We start from the raw sequence: 16,169 nt of genomic DNA, 5'->3' as shown, positions 1-16,169 counted from the left end.
ACCCGCTCTCGAGAAGACGCGTATGAACTTTCGAGATCGACATCCCGTGCCGCACCATTTGCCCGACCTACCTCGTGAGTAGCAGACGGCTCGCTGTCAGACATTCCCGAGTCCTCGTCAGGTTCACTGGCGCTGGGATTGCGTCGGGTAAAGCTTGTTCGCGGTTTCCTCGCTGATGCGACCGTCCTCGAGATCCTGTGCTACCTCAGATGCAGGCCGCTCGCTCGGGGGTCCATAACCGCCGGCCCCCGCGGTTTCGATCGACGCCGTCTGTCCGGCCTTCAGCATGGTGTAGCCGTGATCCACGGGTGTTGCGTCTTCACTCAGGACGTACCGGGCCGACCTTCCGGGACCACCGCCGAACAACCCCCACGGCTGCGATTTCAGGCGACTTGTGTCCACCCAAAAGTGGATGTCGTTAGCCTCTGTGCGGATGCGTCGACGGATACCCTGGCCCCCGCGGAACTTGCCGACGCCGCCAGAGTCGTCCATGAGTTCGTACGCCTCGACGAATAGCGGGTACTCGGACTCGAGACTTTCAACTGGGAGATTGGACGTATTCGTCATGTGCACCTGCACACCGTCCAAGCCGTCCTTGTTGTAGCGCGCGCCGCTGCCGCCACCCATGGTCTCTACATAGACGAAGTTCCGGTCGCGCTCGGCGTCGTAGCCGGAGAAATGGACGCCGGTGTTGGCCCCGTTGGAGGCGGCAGTCACCCGAGTTGGAATGGCCTCCGCGAGGGCCCCCTGGATAAGGTCGACGATGCGCTGGCTTGTCTCGCTTCGGCCGTTGACCGCGGCAGGTTCCTGGCAGTTGAGAATGCTTCCGAGATCTGCCTTGATATGCACCGGCCGGTAGAGGCCGGCGTTGGGAGCGATATCGGGGTCGATCAGTGTCTTCAGCGTGTAGTAAACCGACGCGTAGAGGCCCGTCCAAACGACGTTAACGCTTGCACGCACCTGCGGAGGGTTGTCCCTGAAATCGAAGGTTATTTCATCTCCGGCTACCACGATGCGCACTTTTAGAAGCAACTCGTCATCCAGCTCTGGGCAGTCGAAGTAATCCTCGAACGTGTACTCACCGTCTGGGAGTTCGGCGATCGCGGCACGGGTCCGCCGCTCGGTATAGTCGAGCAGTTCCTTTGACACCTCAGCCAGGACTTCCGCGCCGTATCGTTCGGTGAGCTCCAGGTACCGCGCAGTGGCGACTCGCAGCGCAGCTTCCTGGGCGCGAAGGTCTGCAAGCCGCTCATCAGGAATCTGGCAGTTCAAGAGGATCAACTGAAGCAGGTCCTCCTGGCGCACGCCTTCCCTAACGAGGCGGACGGGAGGGATTCGGATCGCCTCCTGGTAGATGTGGGCGTGTCCACGGTCACCAAAATCTGCATGGTGGGCGAGCGTTGCGGCCCATGCGCTGATCTCGTCGTCTACGAAGACTGGCGACGCCAGCACGATGTCCGGCAGGTGCGATCCTCCGCCGGTGTAAGGATCATTGCCGATAAAGATGTCGCCCGGTCGTATCTGGTCCTCGGTGTAGCGGGAGCGAATAGCGTCCACGATTCCCATCAGCGAGCCAAGGTGCAGTGGCGAGCCGCCCTCGTCCTGCGCGAGTGCCTGCCCCCGGGCATCGAAGAGGCTCGCTGTGCAGTCGCGGCGCTCCTTAATGTTCGGCGAAAATGCGGCTTTGATTAGGGTTTCGCTCATCTCTTCGACGATCGTTGCGAGAGCAGAACCGATAACCTCAACCAGGACCGGATCGAGGGTGGGGCGGAGAGTTGCTGTCGTGGTCACTGGAAGGCTCCGATCTGAATTACGAGATTGCGGTACACATCGACGGATAATTCATCGCCCGGAAGCAAGACAGTAGTGGTGTCCATCTGCTCGACGATGGCCGGACCTACGATCTTGTTGCCCGGCACGAGTAGCGAGCGGTCGTACACAGGTACCGGCTCGAACCCGACCGCAGGATCGAAGTAAGTGTCGCGAGTCCCAATAAGGGCGTGTGTCGGGTCGCTTCCACCATCGGGCGAAGTATGCAGTTCCACCCGTGGGGTCTGGCCGTGAGCCTCAACTCTGAAAGTGATAGCTTCGACTGTCGCCTCGGGAGACCTGTAGCCGTATACGCGTTCGTGAGCCTCATGGAACAACTCAGTGAGCTCTCCGGTGCCTTCAAGAACGAGGTTAAGGTCATCGCGTAGGTCCACTGCCAGTTCGAAATTCTGACCTCGGTAGCGCATGTCTACTCGACGAACGATAGTGCGTCCTTCGGTGGGCACTTCTTCCAAGTCAAACCACTCATCGGCCTGAGAAGCCAGCCCGTCGAAGGTAGCGGCCAATGCTCCTGCGTTCTCGTCGGTTACGTCCACTCGGTGTGTGCGCATAAAGTCCGTCTGGATGTCCGTCATCAGCAGACCCATGGCCGACTGTGCGCCAGGCGTTTCAGGTACGACAATTTGCGTCATACCGAGTTCACGCGCCAGGCGCGACGCATGTAGTGGTCCCGCGCCTCCGAAAGGTACGAGGGCATAGTCCCTGGGGTCGTAACCGCGCTGAACTGAAACCACCCGGATTGCTCGGGCCATATTTGCCGTTACGACCCGGAGAATCCCGAGCGCCGTTTCTTCCACATCGAGTCCGAGCGGCCCAGCCAGCTGCTCTACGGCTTTGACGGAGAGCGCGCGATCAATTTTCATCTGACCATTGAGGAGATACTCCGGATTGAGCATTTGGAGAACAACGTTTGCGTCCGTTACGGCCGCCTCGGTGCCGTGGCCGTAACACGCAGGGCCGGGGAAGGCGCCGGCGCTCTGCGGGCCGACTTTCAGGTGGCCACCACTGTCGATCCACCCGAGCGATCCCCCGCCTGCACCGACGGTGTGAATGTCAAGCATTGGGGACCGGATTGGCCGCCCGTCAAGTTCCATGCCGCTGGTGACTTTCGGCTTGCCGTTCTGCACCAGCGAGATGTCAGATGATGTGCCCCCCATATCAAAAGTAATGATGTTGGGGAAACCTGCAGCGTTGCAAAGCTGCGCTGCTCCGACCACCCCGGTGCTGGGGCCGGAAAGGACGAGTCGAACTGCCATAGCTTCGGCCGTCACAAAGGGGATGATGCCACCGTTGCTCTGCGTGACATGCGGTACGGCCTCCAGGCCCTTGGATGCGAGCGTCTCGCGCAACCGAGCCAGGTACCGGAATACGACTGGCCCGACATAGGAGTTCACAACGACCGTGGAGAGCCGCTCGTATTCGCGAAACTCCGGTAGCACTTCGCTAGAAAGCGATACGTAAACCTCGGGGTATTCCTCTCTGATGATTTCTCGAACCCGCCGCTCGTGGTCGGGATGAATGTAGCTGTATAGCAAACACACAGCGATGGCTTTGACTTGTTGCTCTCGCAGTTTCCGAACCGCGACGCGGACCTGTGCTTCGTCGAGCGCCGTCTCTACCTCCCCGTTGTGACGAACGCGCTCATTCACCTCCATTCGTGAATGGCGAGGAGCGAGCGGAGCCGCCTTGTCAGCCTGAGGGTTATACATGTCGGGTCGGCGCCCGCGGCCGAGTTCCAGCAAGTCCCGGAACCCCTTCGTGGTGATCACTCCCGTCTCGACACCGCCACCGGTAAGGAGCGCGTTCGTGCCTACAGTCGTGCCGTGAGCAAAATACGAGATTTCGCTGATTGCTCGCTGCCCAATTTGGTCCAGGATCTCTTCAACACCCTGAACTATCGCGCGCCCTGGGTCATCGGGCGTGCTTGAGACCTTGCGGACATGCAACAGCCCAGTCTCATCATCGAACGCACAAACATCGGTGAAGGTCCCACCGGTGTCTACTCCGATACGCAGGCTCATTTGTTGATCGCTTTCTTCTGTGGTGCGGGGCGGTGAGAATAGTCCGCGGGATTTGATGAGGGATCAAAAGGGTATGGATGTCCAAACGCGCCGTGCCCTAGGCAGACCTGCGCAGCGAGGCTTGCGGCGGACGCCAGCACAAGTCGCGGGTCCCGGCTGCTAAGCAAGCCGACTAGAACGCATGCGATATACGCGTCACCTGCTCCGAGGGTGTCGAGTACAGCGATTCGATCGGCGGATTGGAACAACACTTCACGCGGCGTTGCAAGAAACGCGCCGGCCTCACCACGAGTGGCTAGCGCGTATTGCGCCCCGGCTGCAATGGCATCGCGAACGAGCGTGGCCGCTTCGTCATGGCTGAGGTGGCTCGCCGAAAAGGCGGCCAAGTACAAGTAGGGCGCCGCCTCCAAGGCTTCTTTGACGTCGTAACGGCTCCCAAAGTCGAACGAGACCCGCGTCAGGCTGGCAAGATGCTCGACGTAAGGCAAGATAGGGCCGGCATACCCACTGTGAACAACATCAAATGTCCGCGACACTTCGAGCTGCTCGCGAGAGGGCACATAGAGCGCCGCGGAACGATTCGAACCAAGGAAGACGCGGTCCGTTCCTGCGATCGCCACGTCCGCGTACGCGTTGGGCTCGGTCACACGCCAGCAAGCGTCAACGCTGACATGCTCTGCGATGAGACTGCGGAGCAGATGGTCGCCAGCATCGTCGCCTCCGACCTGGCCCATATACGCTGAGCTGGCGCCCAATCGTGATGCAAAGACGGCCACATTTACAGCGTTGCCTCCCGGATACATAAGCCCGAGGTCGCGGTACCGGTCGACTACGTTGTCGCCGATTCCCAAGAGCTTCATCAGTACTCGACCTGCCACATGTACCGACGTGCCGACATGTCGTGACCGCGCCGGGCAGCAACGTGGTCGAGAATACGTCGGTTCGCGGACATCAAGATGATTGGGCTGAGGTCTGGCCGGCTCTTCGTGGTGATGCCAGGTGCTGTCAGCGCCGCGGTGTCGACGACTGCGAACGACTTGGTGTAACGCTCCCCGAACCGCACCACCCGCTCTCCCAGCGGTCGGCTTGCGTCTTCGGCGACGAGGGCAATTAGCGGGGTCGACCCGGTGACCATTTCGAACGGGCCGTGGAAGAAATCTCCGGCGTTGATAGCGGCCGAATGCATCCATTCCATTTCCTGGAAATAGCACCAGGAGGTCATCTTGGCGATGCCGTAAGCCGGGCCACCGCCGACGACGTAGCTGAGCGGAGAATCCTCGAGCAGGTCGGCGATGTGCTCAGCCGTATCTGCAATCTCATCTTTTCCAGCGCGAAGCGCGGCTGGAAGGGCCGGTATGCCCTCTCGCAACTCTCGGCTCTTGTCGGGTGCGCCGAATGCATCCAACAGGGCAACGGCAAGTTGAAGGTTGTGTACGAGCTTGGGCTCGGTAGCTGTGATTGTCTCGGGATAGTCGAAATGCGCATCGCCAATGCGTGACAGGCCGTTGTCGCCCGTCCGGGAGATGGCCGCAATGAGCGCCCCTTTGGACTTAGCGAATTCGGCGGCGGCGACCGTTTCAGGTGTGTTACCCGAATGCGACGCAACGATCACCAGAGCGCGGGCGTCCAGGCCTGTCGGATTGCGGCTCGTCAGCTCAGCGCTAGTGATGCGCTGAACCGCGATCCCTTCGGCATAACGATCGAGCAGGTCGAACGCCGGATAGGTGCCAAAGTGCGAGCCGCCGCACCCGACCAGATATACGCGCTCGATTCCACGACGGACAGCTTCTGATACGGCATCTCTGGCCTTGTCATCTTGGTCGATTGCGTGCTGAACAACCTCTTCGAAGTCGGACGGAATTGGGATCGGTCTGGCCACCATGGCCTCGCTTTCGTGGAATCGGTATGTGCTTTTGGGAACGGTGTCAAAATCATCGTCGGCGGTTTTGGGAACGGTGTCAATACCGTCGTTGATTGTCATACAAATCTGTCAGTTGCCTGACGAGCTGGGTTTCCGGCGCGACCATCCGCCTCGTGCATAAGGAGATCACCAGACGGCACACTGACCGCCCTCGAAGGGCGCTGGGAGCGGATCCGGCTGACGAAGCCGACAGCTCCTCCCCCACGGCATAGGTGACCTCGTCGCACCGATCATGCCGACGACTAAGCGGGCACGAGACGGCGGACAGTTTGATTGGTGGTCGACGCTTTGGCGGGGCCGCCAGAGCTATTCGGTCAACCTGATAAGTCGTCGGTCGGCTTGAAGAACAGGGTCAGGTACAGGCACGGCCTGGATGAGTCGCTTCGTATATTCCACTCGGGGATGATGAAGGATCTGGCGAGTATTACCCTCCTCTTCGACGCGTCCACGATTCAGTACGACCACGCGATTTGCCAGCTGCTCGATGACGGAAAGGTCATGACTAATAAAGAGGCATGAGAACCCCATTTCGGACTGAAGGTCGAGGAGGAGTCGTAGCACGGATGCCTGCACCGACACGTCAAGCGCCGATGTGGGCTCATCGGCGACCATGATGCTAGGTTGCATCGCCAGCGCGCGGGCGATGCCCACTCGTTGGCGTTGGCCTCCGGAGAGCTCGTGCGGGTACCGGTCGATCCAATCCGAAGGCAACTGAACGAGTTCTAGCAACTCGCCGGCGCGACGGCGTCGAGCCTTCGAGTTTCGTTCGATGTTGTTCCACCGCAGCGGTGCAGCGATGCTCGTACCGATTGTGCTTCGAGGGTTTAGCGACGAGGCTGGGTCCTGGAAGACAATTGAAGCTTCACGTCGGAGGGCTCGGAGCTGACGTGCACCGGCTTGCCCGACCTCGATGCCGGCAACGCGGACACTGCCCGAAGTGATTGGTGCAAGCCCAAGAGCGGCACGGCCGATTGTCGTCTTGCCCGATCCCGACTCACCCACAAGGCCCACCACGTCGCCGCGCTCCACCCGCAGATTAACATGGTCGACGGCGACAAATGCGCGTTCACCAAAGCGACCAGGGTAACGAATCACGAGGTCACGGATATCCAGCACGGCGTCACCCGCGCTGGCAGTCGGCCGGCCGCTGCGACGAGCCCGGTTGTCGCTGGCCTTTGTGTCAATAGCAGACGTCGAAGAGGTGGGCTGTCGTTGGACGATCTGGCTCTTCCCCAGGAATGGGACGGAAGCCAAAAGCTGGCGCGTGTACTCGTGCTTGGGATCGGCGAAAAGTGTGGCGCAAGTAGCGTCCTCCACCACGCGGCCCTGTCGCATCACAACCACGTGGGTGGCAACATCCGCGACGACGCCCATGTCGTGAGTGATGAGCAGTAAAGCCATACCAAGGCGGCCCTGGAGCTCAAGCAAGAGGTCAAGTATTTCCGCTTGTGCTGTCACATCCAGTGCGGTGGTCGGTTCATCCGCGATTAACAATCTAGGGTCCCCCGAGATTGCCATGGCGATCATCGCTCGCTGTCTTTGGCCGCCCGACAACTGGTGCGGGTACTGGTGGAGGCGTCGCTCTGGGTCTGGCAGTTTGACAAGCTTCAGTAGCTCAAGCGCGCGAGTTTCCGCTTGCTCCCGCGGGAGGCCACGTCCCGCCACGAGCACTTCGCGGAGCTGAGAGCCGATTGTATAAACCGGGTTTAGCGCAGTCATTGGTTCCTGAAAAACGACTCCCACGTCCGAGCCGCGCACCTGCCGGAGTCGCGCAGGCGTTGCTGTGACGAGATCTTCCCCTGACAGTTCGATGACGCCAGTGCTACGAGCGTTGTCTGGCAGAAGGCCCAGTACCGACATCGCTGTGACAGATTTACCGGAACCCGACTCTCCAACGAGAGCTACGGTTTCACCTGCGCGCACGTCGAACGACACTCCGAAAGTGACAGGACGTCGGTCGTGGGCATCGCCAAATTCGACTGACAAATTCCGAATGCTCAGCACGGGGGGAGCAATGATGGACTCATCCATGAGTAGCCTTTCTCGCCCGAGGATCGAGCAGGTCCCGTAAGGCGTCTGCAAGCAGGCCAAACGAAAGAATTGTCAGCACGACGACGATGCTCGGAATCAGGATCGTCGACGGGTCGGTGCCCATATAACGTTGTCCTGAAGCAACCATTCCGCCCCACGAGGGAGCCGGCGGGATGATGCCCAATCCGAGAAAGCTAAGTCCTGATTCAAGAAGAATTGCTGCTGCCATTACAAGGGAGAACTGCACGACAATCGGTGCGGAGATGTTCGGCAGAACCACTCGGAACAGCGCTGTGGGCGTACGTGCACCGAAAGCCTTAGCAGCGTCCACATACTCCAGGCGCTTGACGATTAGAGTCTGCCCGTAAACGATGCGAGCGAACTTCGGTGCAAACAAGATGCCCATCACCGCAATCAAGGTCACAGCGCCTGGTCCGTAGATTGTCACGATGAGCAAAGCCAGGATGACGGGAGGGAACGCAAGCAGTACGTCGGTTGTCAGACGCATCGTGAAGAACTCGAAGACCCCCCCAAAGTATCCGCCCAACAACCCGAGGAGAGTTCCGAAGATTGCCGCGAGCGTGGTCGCCCCGAAGGCGACGAGGAGCTCCACTCGCGCCCCATACACGAGCCGACTCAGGACGTCGCGGCCGTACTCGTCGGTGCCGAGCAGGTGTCCCGGCGAACCCGGAGCGAGGAGCCGATTCGCGATGTCCTGATTGACAGGGTTTGTCGCAATGATTAGCGGCGCGAAGACAGCGAGAATCACCAGTAACAACACGAAGGCCAGGGCGGCCCAGCGTAGCGGGGTAAACACGACCCAAATATGACGAAATCTGTTCTTAGCCAATCGGGTCACTTCACTCTCGGGTCTAGTACTCGGTATACGAGGTCCACCACGATATTGATCGAGATGAAGAGCACCGAAATTAGGATGACGATGCCCTGGACTACTGGATAATCACGATTGAGAACGGCATCTATCAGTAGCGCGGAAAGGCCCGGGTAATTGAAGATCCGTTCAGCCAGCACCGTTGCTCCGAGCATGATGCCGACCTCAAGACCGATAGCAGTGATCACTGGGGTCAAGGAATTCCGCAGCACGTGCCGACGGAAGACTCGAGCGGAATCAAGCCCCCACGATTTTGCGGTGCGTACCCAGTCCATCCGATTTGTCTCGATCACCGAAGCCCGCGCCATCCGCGCGGCCACTCCTGACAGCCCGATGGACAAGGCTATGGACGGCAAGATAAGCATGCGAAGGTGGCCTATCGGATCTTCCTGCCAACTTACGTACCCGCCAGCGGGCAGCCAGCCCAGATTCAAAGCAAAGATCAGGATGAAGACCGTGCCAAGCACGTAAATGGGAATCGAGATCGCGAGGCTTGAATAGCCCGAAACAAAGGAGTCGATCCACCCGCCAAACCGACCTGCAAGGGCTCCGAAACCCACACCAACCAACGAGCCCAAGACGCAGGCAATGAGCACCAGCTCGAGCGTGTTCGGGAGCCGGCCCAGGATCGTCGCGAGGACCGGCTGCCCATCCCGAAATGATGTGCCAAGGTTTCCCGTCACAAACCCGCGCAGGTAGTCGAGATATTGCGTAGATAAGGGTTGGTTCAGTCCAAGAACCTCCCGCATGTGTTCGACAGCCTCGGGCGAGGCCGTCCCGCTCGACCCACCAGAGGCCAGCACAGCCGCGGGGTCACCTGGTACGGCATGAATCGCGAGGAAGATCAGCGTCAGAACGACGAAGATGAGCCCGAGACCAATTCCGACGCGTTTAGAGATGAACAGCAGCAATGGTCAGTCCTCCAGTGGACGAGCGGGACGGCACAGCTCAGCGAGCGGTGATGCTCGTGTCGGCGATCGAGTAGCCCGAGAAGAAGGTCAGGAATCCGGGCAGGTTCTTAAAACCAGACACATTGTCGTGATAGGCGTATGCCTGACCTCGCTGCACTAGGGGGATAAACGGGACATCAGTGCCGATGAGCTTGATCGCCTTCGTATAAGCGGCCTTGCGATCGGCCACGTCTGCGCCGGTGCGCCCCTGCGCGAGCGCAGACATGAGGGCGTCGTTCTGCCAGCCGAAGCTCCGATTGACAGGGGCGCTCGACAGGTACGTCTCCAGCCAGACAGGGGCGGGTACTACTCCCCCAAAACCGCTCACCTTGATCCCGTAATCGCCAGCGCCAGATTTGGTGTTCCGAGTCGCCCAGTCGGGGCTGTCCAGCTTCGCATCGATGCCGATTGCACGCAGGTCAGATTGCACCGTCAATGCTGTGTCCTGGTGGAACGTGTACTGCGAGGTCGCCAGGAGCGAAGTTGAGAAGCCGTTTGGGTACCCCGCTTTTGCGAGAAGCTTCTTGGCCTGCTTCGGGTCGTACTTCCAAAGCTTCTGAGTCGACGCGTCGAAGTAGGGGCTAGAGGTCGGAACGGGCGGCCCGTACACCGCCTTGGCGTTGCCGAAGAAGGCTGCCTTAACCACGCTATCGCGGTTGATGGCGTACGCGACCGCCTCCCGTACCAAGGGATTGGCAAAGGGTCCACTCGTCGTATTGAATTCCACGTCCATCAGCAAACCGTTCTGAACGTCGATCTTGACGCCTCGAGTGCCCCTAAGCGTGTCGAACTGCTCCCACGGAACGTAGTCAATAAGATCGACGTCCCCGGAAATCAGTGCATTCGTTCGTGCGGTCCCATCCGGGTAAAACACCAAGTCCACTGTCTTGAGCGCGACAGCTTTCGCGTCGTAATAGGCGGCGTTCTTCGTAAGCACGAGCTTTACGCCCGCATCGTCCTGCTTGATCGCGAACGGGCCAGCGCCGACCGTGGCGGTGCCGCCAGGGGCAAGCGCCTTGTCCGGGGCAATGAAGGCGCTCACATCCGCGGTGTATGCCAGGAAATCCGGGAAAGGCGTGGAAAGGTGCACATTGACCGTTAGATCGTCGGGTGTGTCAATCGACTTGATATTGCTCATCGCCCCGAGGGTCCGGGCACCGTTGGCAGGCACGGCCATGTACATCAGGGAGTGCTTGACGTTAGTGCTCGTGAGCGGAGAGCCGTCACTGAACGTCAACCCTTTACGAAGCTTGAACGTGTAATTCTCCGTGTCGACCTGCTTGTAGCTCTGCGCAAGACCAAGGGCAATCTTGCCCTGCTTGTCATACGTCAGAAGGCCGCGATGGATGAGCGAATCAAGCATGAAGCCAACGCCGCCCTGGTCGCCTCCCACCTTCGGAGGCTGAGGTTCCCCCGAAATTCCGAAGCGCAGGGTCTGGTCTGCAGCCAACGTCGGGCTCGCGGACTTGGATGCGGATGAGCCGACGCATCCAGCGAGGGACAGGCCTATGGCCAGTGCTGCGGCAATCGCGCCAAGTGCGCGAGCCCGCCTCCGTCGCATGCCATGTGAATTGGTGCGGTGAAGCATGGTTCCTCCTTGTTGATCGACAATGATCCGTGGTTCGTCGGCCATGCGATTCCCGGGCACCAATGACACGCAGCAGGGCGAGTTCAAGCGCGGAACGGGTTTCGGGGTTAGTCTTTGGGAACGAGACCAATCCGCCGCGGATACAACATTGAGGCGGATTGGGATCGGTGTCAACACCTTTTTGGGAACGAGACCAAAATTTTTGGGAACGAGACCAATTTGTGATGTTCACTAGCTTCATCGCTTGCGTATGCGTGCCGCGGCGCCAATCGGCGCGGTCCGTCCGAACTAGAGGGGGTTCAGTTGGCCGCACGGTACGTACCTACGGTGCTTGATGTCGCGCGCGAGGCGGGCGTGTCGAAGTCCTCCGCCGCCCGCGTACTGGCCGCGCGGGGATCGTCAAGCGCCGAGACCCGACGACGAGTCACCGAAGCGGCCGCTCGACTTGGCTATCGGCCAAACGCCCTGGCCAAAGCAATAAAATCTGGCGCAAGCGCCACGATCGGCGCTGTAATCCCGGACGTCGCATCCCCATTCTTTTCGACCGTCGTGCGGGGGCTCACTGACGCTGCCCGCGCAGCCGGCTTCGAGGTGATCGTTGCTAGCACCGACGAGGACGCCCAAATCGAGGCTCGTACAATTGAGCTACTCGCAGAGAAGCGCGTCGAGGGAATCATCGTAGCGCCGGCGCTACAGGAGTACCCCGAGGACGTACTGCGCATAATTGAGGACACGACTCCAGTTGTTCTGCTCGACCGACGCCATCCATCGCTTGCTGGAGTACAGTCCGTTTCCGTCGATAACGTGGGCGCAGCGCGTCTCGGCGTTGAACACCTCCTTTCGCTTGGGCACGAGCGGATAGGAATCGTTACCGGCTCGCTGTTTCACGCGGATGATCTCCTCCGGCGCGCCAGCGACGAGGATGTGACGCTTTGGCGCCCGTCTGATCAGCGGCTCCTCGGTTATCTCCAGGCGCATCAGGACGCGGGTGTCGAGTATGACCCTGCGCTAATTCTGGATTCCAACCGCGACGCCAGATCAGCGTCAGAATCCGTCGAAAAACTGCTCAACAGCCCAGCTGTAGTTACAGCGATTTTCTGCACGGGCGCAGCCTTGACCTACGGGGCATACAGGGTGGTGGTCGATCGAGGGCTGGGAATCCCAGACGAACTTTCGTTCGTGGGGTTCGATGATCAAGACTGGATGACGCTCGTGCGACCAACGATTACCGTCGTCGACCAGCCTCGATATCGAATCGGCACAGCATGCACCAACATGTTGTTGGCTCAAATTCTCGGGGTGGGATCCGAGGTGGACAACCTCAGCTTGCCGGCCAGCTTGATCACGCGCGCTTCTACCACCTCAGTAAATGCACTCGATGGGTCAACGCTCCGTTAGGTCGCCAGGGTCGCCCCGCACACGCGAAGCGGCCGAGGCGTAGGTCGTGAGAGGCCATTCCGAGCGGATAGCAATCACTCATGATTGCCGCCATCGTCTCGGCAGTCTCTCCTAATCTCCGGCAGACAATGAGGCCGGTACGATCCCACAGCGCCGAGCCGCTCGTGGCCGGCGTTATGCCGCCATTTGATAGGGGCAGCAGGTGGTTTCGCCGCCATGAGTCCACAGGTGGGTAGATGCTCGCTGCAACGCCCCGAACTTGCGTATGCGTATTGACACCGTTCCCAAACAGGTGCAACCTTTCTTTCAAACACAGTTTGGGAACGGTGCCAATTATGAGCGCACCGGACATGCCACCCAACGTTCCTTACCGCGTCGAGCGTTGCACGAAGGAGTCTGAACTCGATGACTGACAACCTCACCACTACGAACATCCTTGCCCAAGCGCCCACCAGGCGGCGGGTGTTCGTATCCACCCTTCTTGGCAACGTTGTCGAGTACTACGACTTCACTCTGTACGGGACGCTTGCAGCGATCATCGCTAAACAGTTTTTCCCGGCAGAAGATGGGTTCATTGCTCTGACGGCGGTCTACGTCGGAATCGTCCTCTCTTACGCCATCCGACCTCTAGGTGGGTTGATTCTCGGGCCTCTCGGCGACATCAAGGGGCGTAAGTTTCTCCTCGTTCTGACCATCGCGCTCATGAGTATTGGAACCGCCGGAATCGGAGTACTGCCCACTTATGCCGCGATCGGGATCGCTGCACCGGTCCTTCTTCTACTATTGCGTCTGATCCAAGGGGTTGGAGCGAGTGTCGAGTACACAACAGCTGCCAACTTCCTGCTCGAGCACGAGCGGGGCCGTCGACGCAACTTCGTTGCCGGAATCTTCAACGCCACCGGTTCTGTCGGTGCCTTTCTGGCCACGGCGCTCGCGTATCTCTTCGCTTTGCTTCCCGGAGACTCGTTCGAGAGCTGGGCTTGGCGTATCCCGTTCCTCCTTGCGATCCCGATCGCCTTCATTGGCGTCTATATGCGCCGGCGCCTGGAAGAAACGCCAGACTTCAAGCGTGTTGCGGCAGCGGCGGAACGAGAGCACGTGGCGCAGAAACCACTTCGCGATTCGGTCCGGCTGTATTGGCGCGAGATCCTCCAGACCCTGGGCCTTAGCCTTGGCCAGCGGATCGGGTCGTATATTATTCAGGCGTATTTCGTGACGGCGCTCATTACTGCGGGTTTCCCCGCATCAGAGGCGCTACTTGCGTCGATGCTCACGTACGTCCTTGGGCCGATCACCAGCATCTGGGGCGGGGTTCTAGCGGACCGGTTCGGAGCGCGGCTGCCACTTCTCCTCGGCTACGGGTTATTTGTGGCCCTGACGGTGCCAACGTTCTATCTACTGGGCACCAAATCGATCTTCCTCGCCACCGCAGCGGTCATCGTGTTTACGCTGATAAACAATCTCGTTGCCGCTCCACTGAGCGCAGCATACGTATTGAGCTTCCCACCTGAGGTTCGCGCTACCGCCTCCGCCCTAACGTTCAACATCGGAACTTCAGTCTTCGGCGCGACGGCCGGGCTGATTGCAATCTGGCTCTTCGCCGTTACTGGGTCCAACGTGTCATTCGGATGGTACGTGACAGCGGGCTGCGTCATCTCCATCCTCGTTACGATCTTCGCCCTTCCAGCTTCCCTTAAACACCGGGATTCGCCGGAAGAACTTGCAACGCCAGTGGCCTAGTAGGAAACAGTCGCAAAGCCATCGATAGGTTCACCGCCCGGAGGGCCGCCTTCGCGGGGCTGAGCAATACCGACCCGCGCCAGCCTCCACGTCGATGGCCGAGAATCAGGAGAAGCTTTGACCGCTATTGACAATGGTCCCGCCACCTCAGGCGCATCAATACTCTCGACCGAGACCGCCGGCCATGCAATAGTCCGCACCCTCGAAGAACACGGTATCCAACGAGCCTATGTAGTACCCGGCGAGAGCTTCTTGGACGTCCTTGACGGCTTGCACGAATCCACAATCGATACGATCGTGTGCCGTCACGAGGGTGGAGCTGCCTATATGGCAGAAGCCGAAGGCAAAATCACAAGCCATCCGGGCATCGCCATGGTGACCCGCGGTCCCGGAGCCGCGAACGCGCATGTAGGAATTCATACTGCCTGGCAGGACTCCACGCCGATGGTGCTCTTCGTGGGCTTGATTCCCTCCGATCATCGGGGGCGCGAGGCCTTCCAAGAGTTCGACATTTCGGCCTGGTTCGACTCCGGTGCCAAAAAAGTGCTGATTCTCGACACGGCGAGCCGTGCATCCGAAATTGTTGCCGAGGCCATCTTTATTGCCCGTTCAGGACGCCCCGGGCCCGTTGTCGTCGGGCTACCAGAGGACGTCTTGCGGCGACGCGTTGCAGGTCCGCACCATCCCATTCTTCCTGCGGCCGGCGGGGGCATGACGCATCGGGATTCGCGTCTGCTCCACGACCTCTTGCAGAGCGCTAAACGCCCGCTGTTTGTGACGGGTGGCAGTGACTGGGATGAAGAGAGCGCAACGCACCTGACCCGATGGTTAGAGCAACACAACCTTCCGGCCGCAGCCGAGTGGAGAACCGAGGGGGTCATTCCGTTCGACTCCCCCTCATACGTAGGCCCTCTCGGCTACGGGCGCCCGAAGCCCACTATCGATATTTTAGACGAGGCGGATCTGCTAGTCTACGTCGGCACGGTACCCGGTGACGTACTCACCAGCGGCTTTCGCGCGCGGCAAAGCTGGGCAAAAAAGAATGTGCTGGTTTCAATAGACACCGAACTTCGCGGCAGGTCCGGCGCGGTTACCCACCAAATAGTCGCGCGACCAAGCAGGTTCGTACGGGACCTGGCGAGTATTGATCTCCCCAAGAGCCCAAACTGGACGAAATGGACGGGCTCGCTGCGCGATCAGCAGGTGAGGTTCGCCGAGCTGCCTGCCCCCCGAACTCGTGACGGAGCAGCGCGGATGGACACATTGATGGCGCACCTGGTCCCCCGCCTTAGACGAGACGCCGTCGTCACCTTCGGAGCTGGCGAACACACAAACTGGGCGCATCGGTACTTCCCGGCATCAAGTTCCTCGTCGATGATCAGCGCCGGCAACGGATCCATGGGTTACTCGGTTCCAGCGGCCGTAGCTGCGAGCTTGAATTTTCCCGAGCGCCAGATCATTTGTATTGCGGGCGACGGCGAGTTTCTCATGAATGGTCAAGAACTCGCCACGGCAGCGCAGTATGGCGCACGCCCTCTGTTGGTTGTGATGGACAACGGAGAGTACGGCACGATCCGCACTCACCAAGAACGTCACTACCCAGGCAGGGTCTCCGGGACTCAGCTTCAAAATCCCGATTTCGCACGATACGCGGAAGCCTTTGGGGGCACCGGGTTCCGGGTTGACCGTGACGATCAAGTCCCTCAGGCCGTTGCCGAGGCCCTGGACGCCATCTCGGGCAAGTCTTTTGCGCTGATCCACCTCCTTGTAGACCAGCGAACGCAGGCCTACTAGCGCC

11 protein-coding genes are annotated in these 16,169 nt (G+C 59.9%); 3 read left to right on the top strand and 8 right to left on the bottom strand.

Annotation, left to right across the window (positions count from 1 at the left end; genetic code table 11):
* Positions 1–123: 123 nt before the first annotated feature.
* From AB4Y74_RS04265 to AB4Y74_RS04230, 8 genes are all read right to left on the bottom strand, one after another.
* Complete coding sequence (locus AB4Y74_RS04265) at positions 124–1,791, bottom strand: hydantoinase B/oxoprolinase family protein (RefSeq protein WP_441797871.1); 1,668 nt, start codon at positions 1,789–1,791, stop codon at positions 124–126.
* A complete protein-coding gene (locus tag AB4Y74_RS04260; protein WP_441797870.1) occupies positions 1,788–3,851 on the bottom strand; it encodes a hydantoinase/oxoprolinase family protein in 2,064 nt (687 codons plus the stop codon). The genes AB4Y74_RS04265 and AB4Y74_RS04260 overlap by 4 nt, the downstream gene beginning before the upstream one ends.
* Positions 3,848–4,711 (bottom strand): PfkB family carbohydrate kinase, encoded by an 864-nt coding sequence (locus AB4Y74_RS04255; protein WP_441797869.1) that lies wholly within the window; start codon positions 4,709–4,711, stop codon positions 3,848–3,850. Before AB4Y74_RS04255 ends, AB4Y74_RS04260 begins: the two co-directional genes overlap by 4 nt.
* Complete coding sequence (locus AB4Y74_RS04250) at positions 4,711–5,832, bottom strand: SIS domain-containing protein (protein ID WP_441797868.1); 1,122 nt, start codon at positions 5,830–5,832, stop codon at positions 4,711–4,713. The genes AB4Y74_RS04255 and AB4Y74_RS04250 overlap by 1 nt, the downstream gene beginning before the upstream one ends.
* A 246-nt stretch (positions 5,833–6,078) precedes the next feature.
* Entirely contained in the window at positions 6,079–7,803 is a 1,725-nt protein-coding gene (locus tag AB4Y74_RS04245; RefSeq protein ID WP_441797867.1) for an ABC transporter ATP-binding protein, read from the bottom strand.
* Positions 7,796–8,620, bottom strand: coding sequence for an ABC transporter permease (locus AB4Y74_RS04240; RefSeq protein ID WP_441797866.1), 825 nt, complete (start codon positions 8,618–8,620; stop codon positions 7,796–7,798). Before AB4Y74_RS04240 ends, AB4Y74_RS04245 begins: the two co-directional genes overlap by 8 nt.
* A gap of 38 nt (positions 8,621–8,658) precedes the next feature.
* Positions 8,659–9,606, bottom strand: coding sequence for an ABC transporter permease (locus AB4Y74_RS04235; protein ID WP_441797865.1), 948 nt, complete (start codon positions 9,604–9,606; stop codon positions 8,659–8,661).
* 37 nt (positions 9,607–9,643) lie between these two features.
* On the bottom strand, positions 9,644–11,278 hold the full coding sequence (locus AB4Y74_RS04230; RefSeq protein WP_441797864.1) for an ABC transporter substrate-binding protein: 1,635 nt from the start codon (positions 11,276–11,278) through the stop codon (positions 9,644–9,646).
* Between the two features lie 258 nt (positions 11,279–11,536).
* Between AB4Y74_RS04230 and AB4Y74_RS04225 the strand changes: the two genes are divergently transcribed.
* The 3 genes from AB4Y74_RS04225 to AB4Y74_RS04215 all read left to right on the top strand — a co-directional run bounded on the left by AB4Y74_RS04225 (position 11,537) and on the right by AB4Y74_RS04215 (position 16,165).
* Positions 11,537–12,631, top strand: coding sequence for a LacI family DNA-binding transcriptional regulator (locus tag AB4Y74_RS04225; RefSeq protein ID WP_441797863.1), 1,095 nt, complete (start codon positions 11,537–11,539; stop codon positions 12,629–12,631).
* A 405-nt stretch (positions 12,632–13,036) separates the two neighbouring features.
* The gene (locus tag AB4Y74_RS04220; protein WP_441797862.1) at positions 13,037–14,371 is read left to right on the top strand and encodes an MFS transporter; all 1,335 of its coding nucleotides are present in this window, start codon (positions 13,037–13,039) and stop codon (positions 14,369–14,371) included.
* Positions 14,372–14,488: 117 nt separating this feature from the next.
* Complete coding sequence (locus tag AB4Y74_RS04215; protein ID WP_441797861.1) at positions 14,489–16,165, top strand: thiamine pyrophosphate-dependent enzyme; 1,677 nt, start codon at positions 14,489–14,491, stop codon at positions 16,163–16,165.
* Positions 16,166–16,169: the final 4 nt, after the last annotated feature.

Origin of the sequence: Leifsonia sp. RAF41, from assembly GCF_052114085.1 — a bacterium.
In the GTDB taxonomy this organism is placed as follows: Bacteria; Actinomycetota; Actinomycetes; order Actinomycetales; family Microbacteriaceae; genus Leifsonia.
Note: the sequence above shows the minus strand (reverse complement) of the source record. Positions and strands in the feature narration are given on the sequence as shown.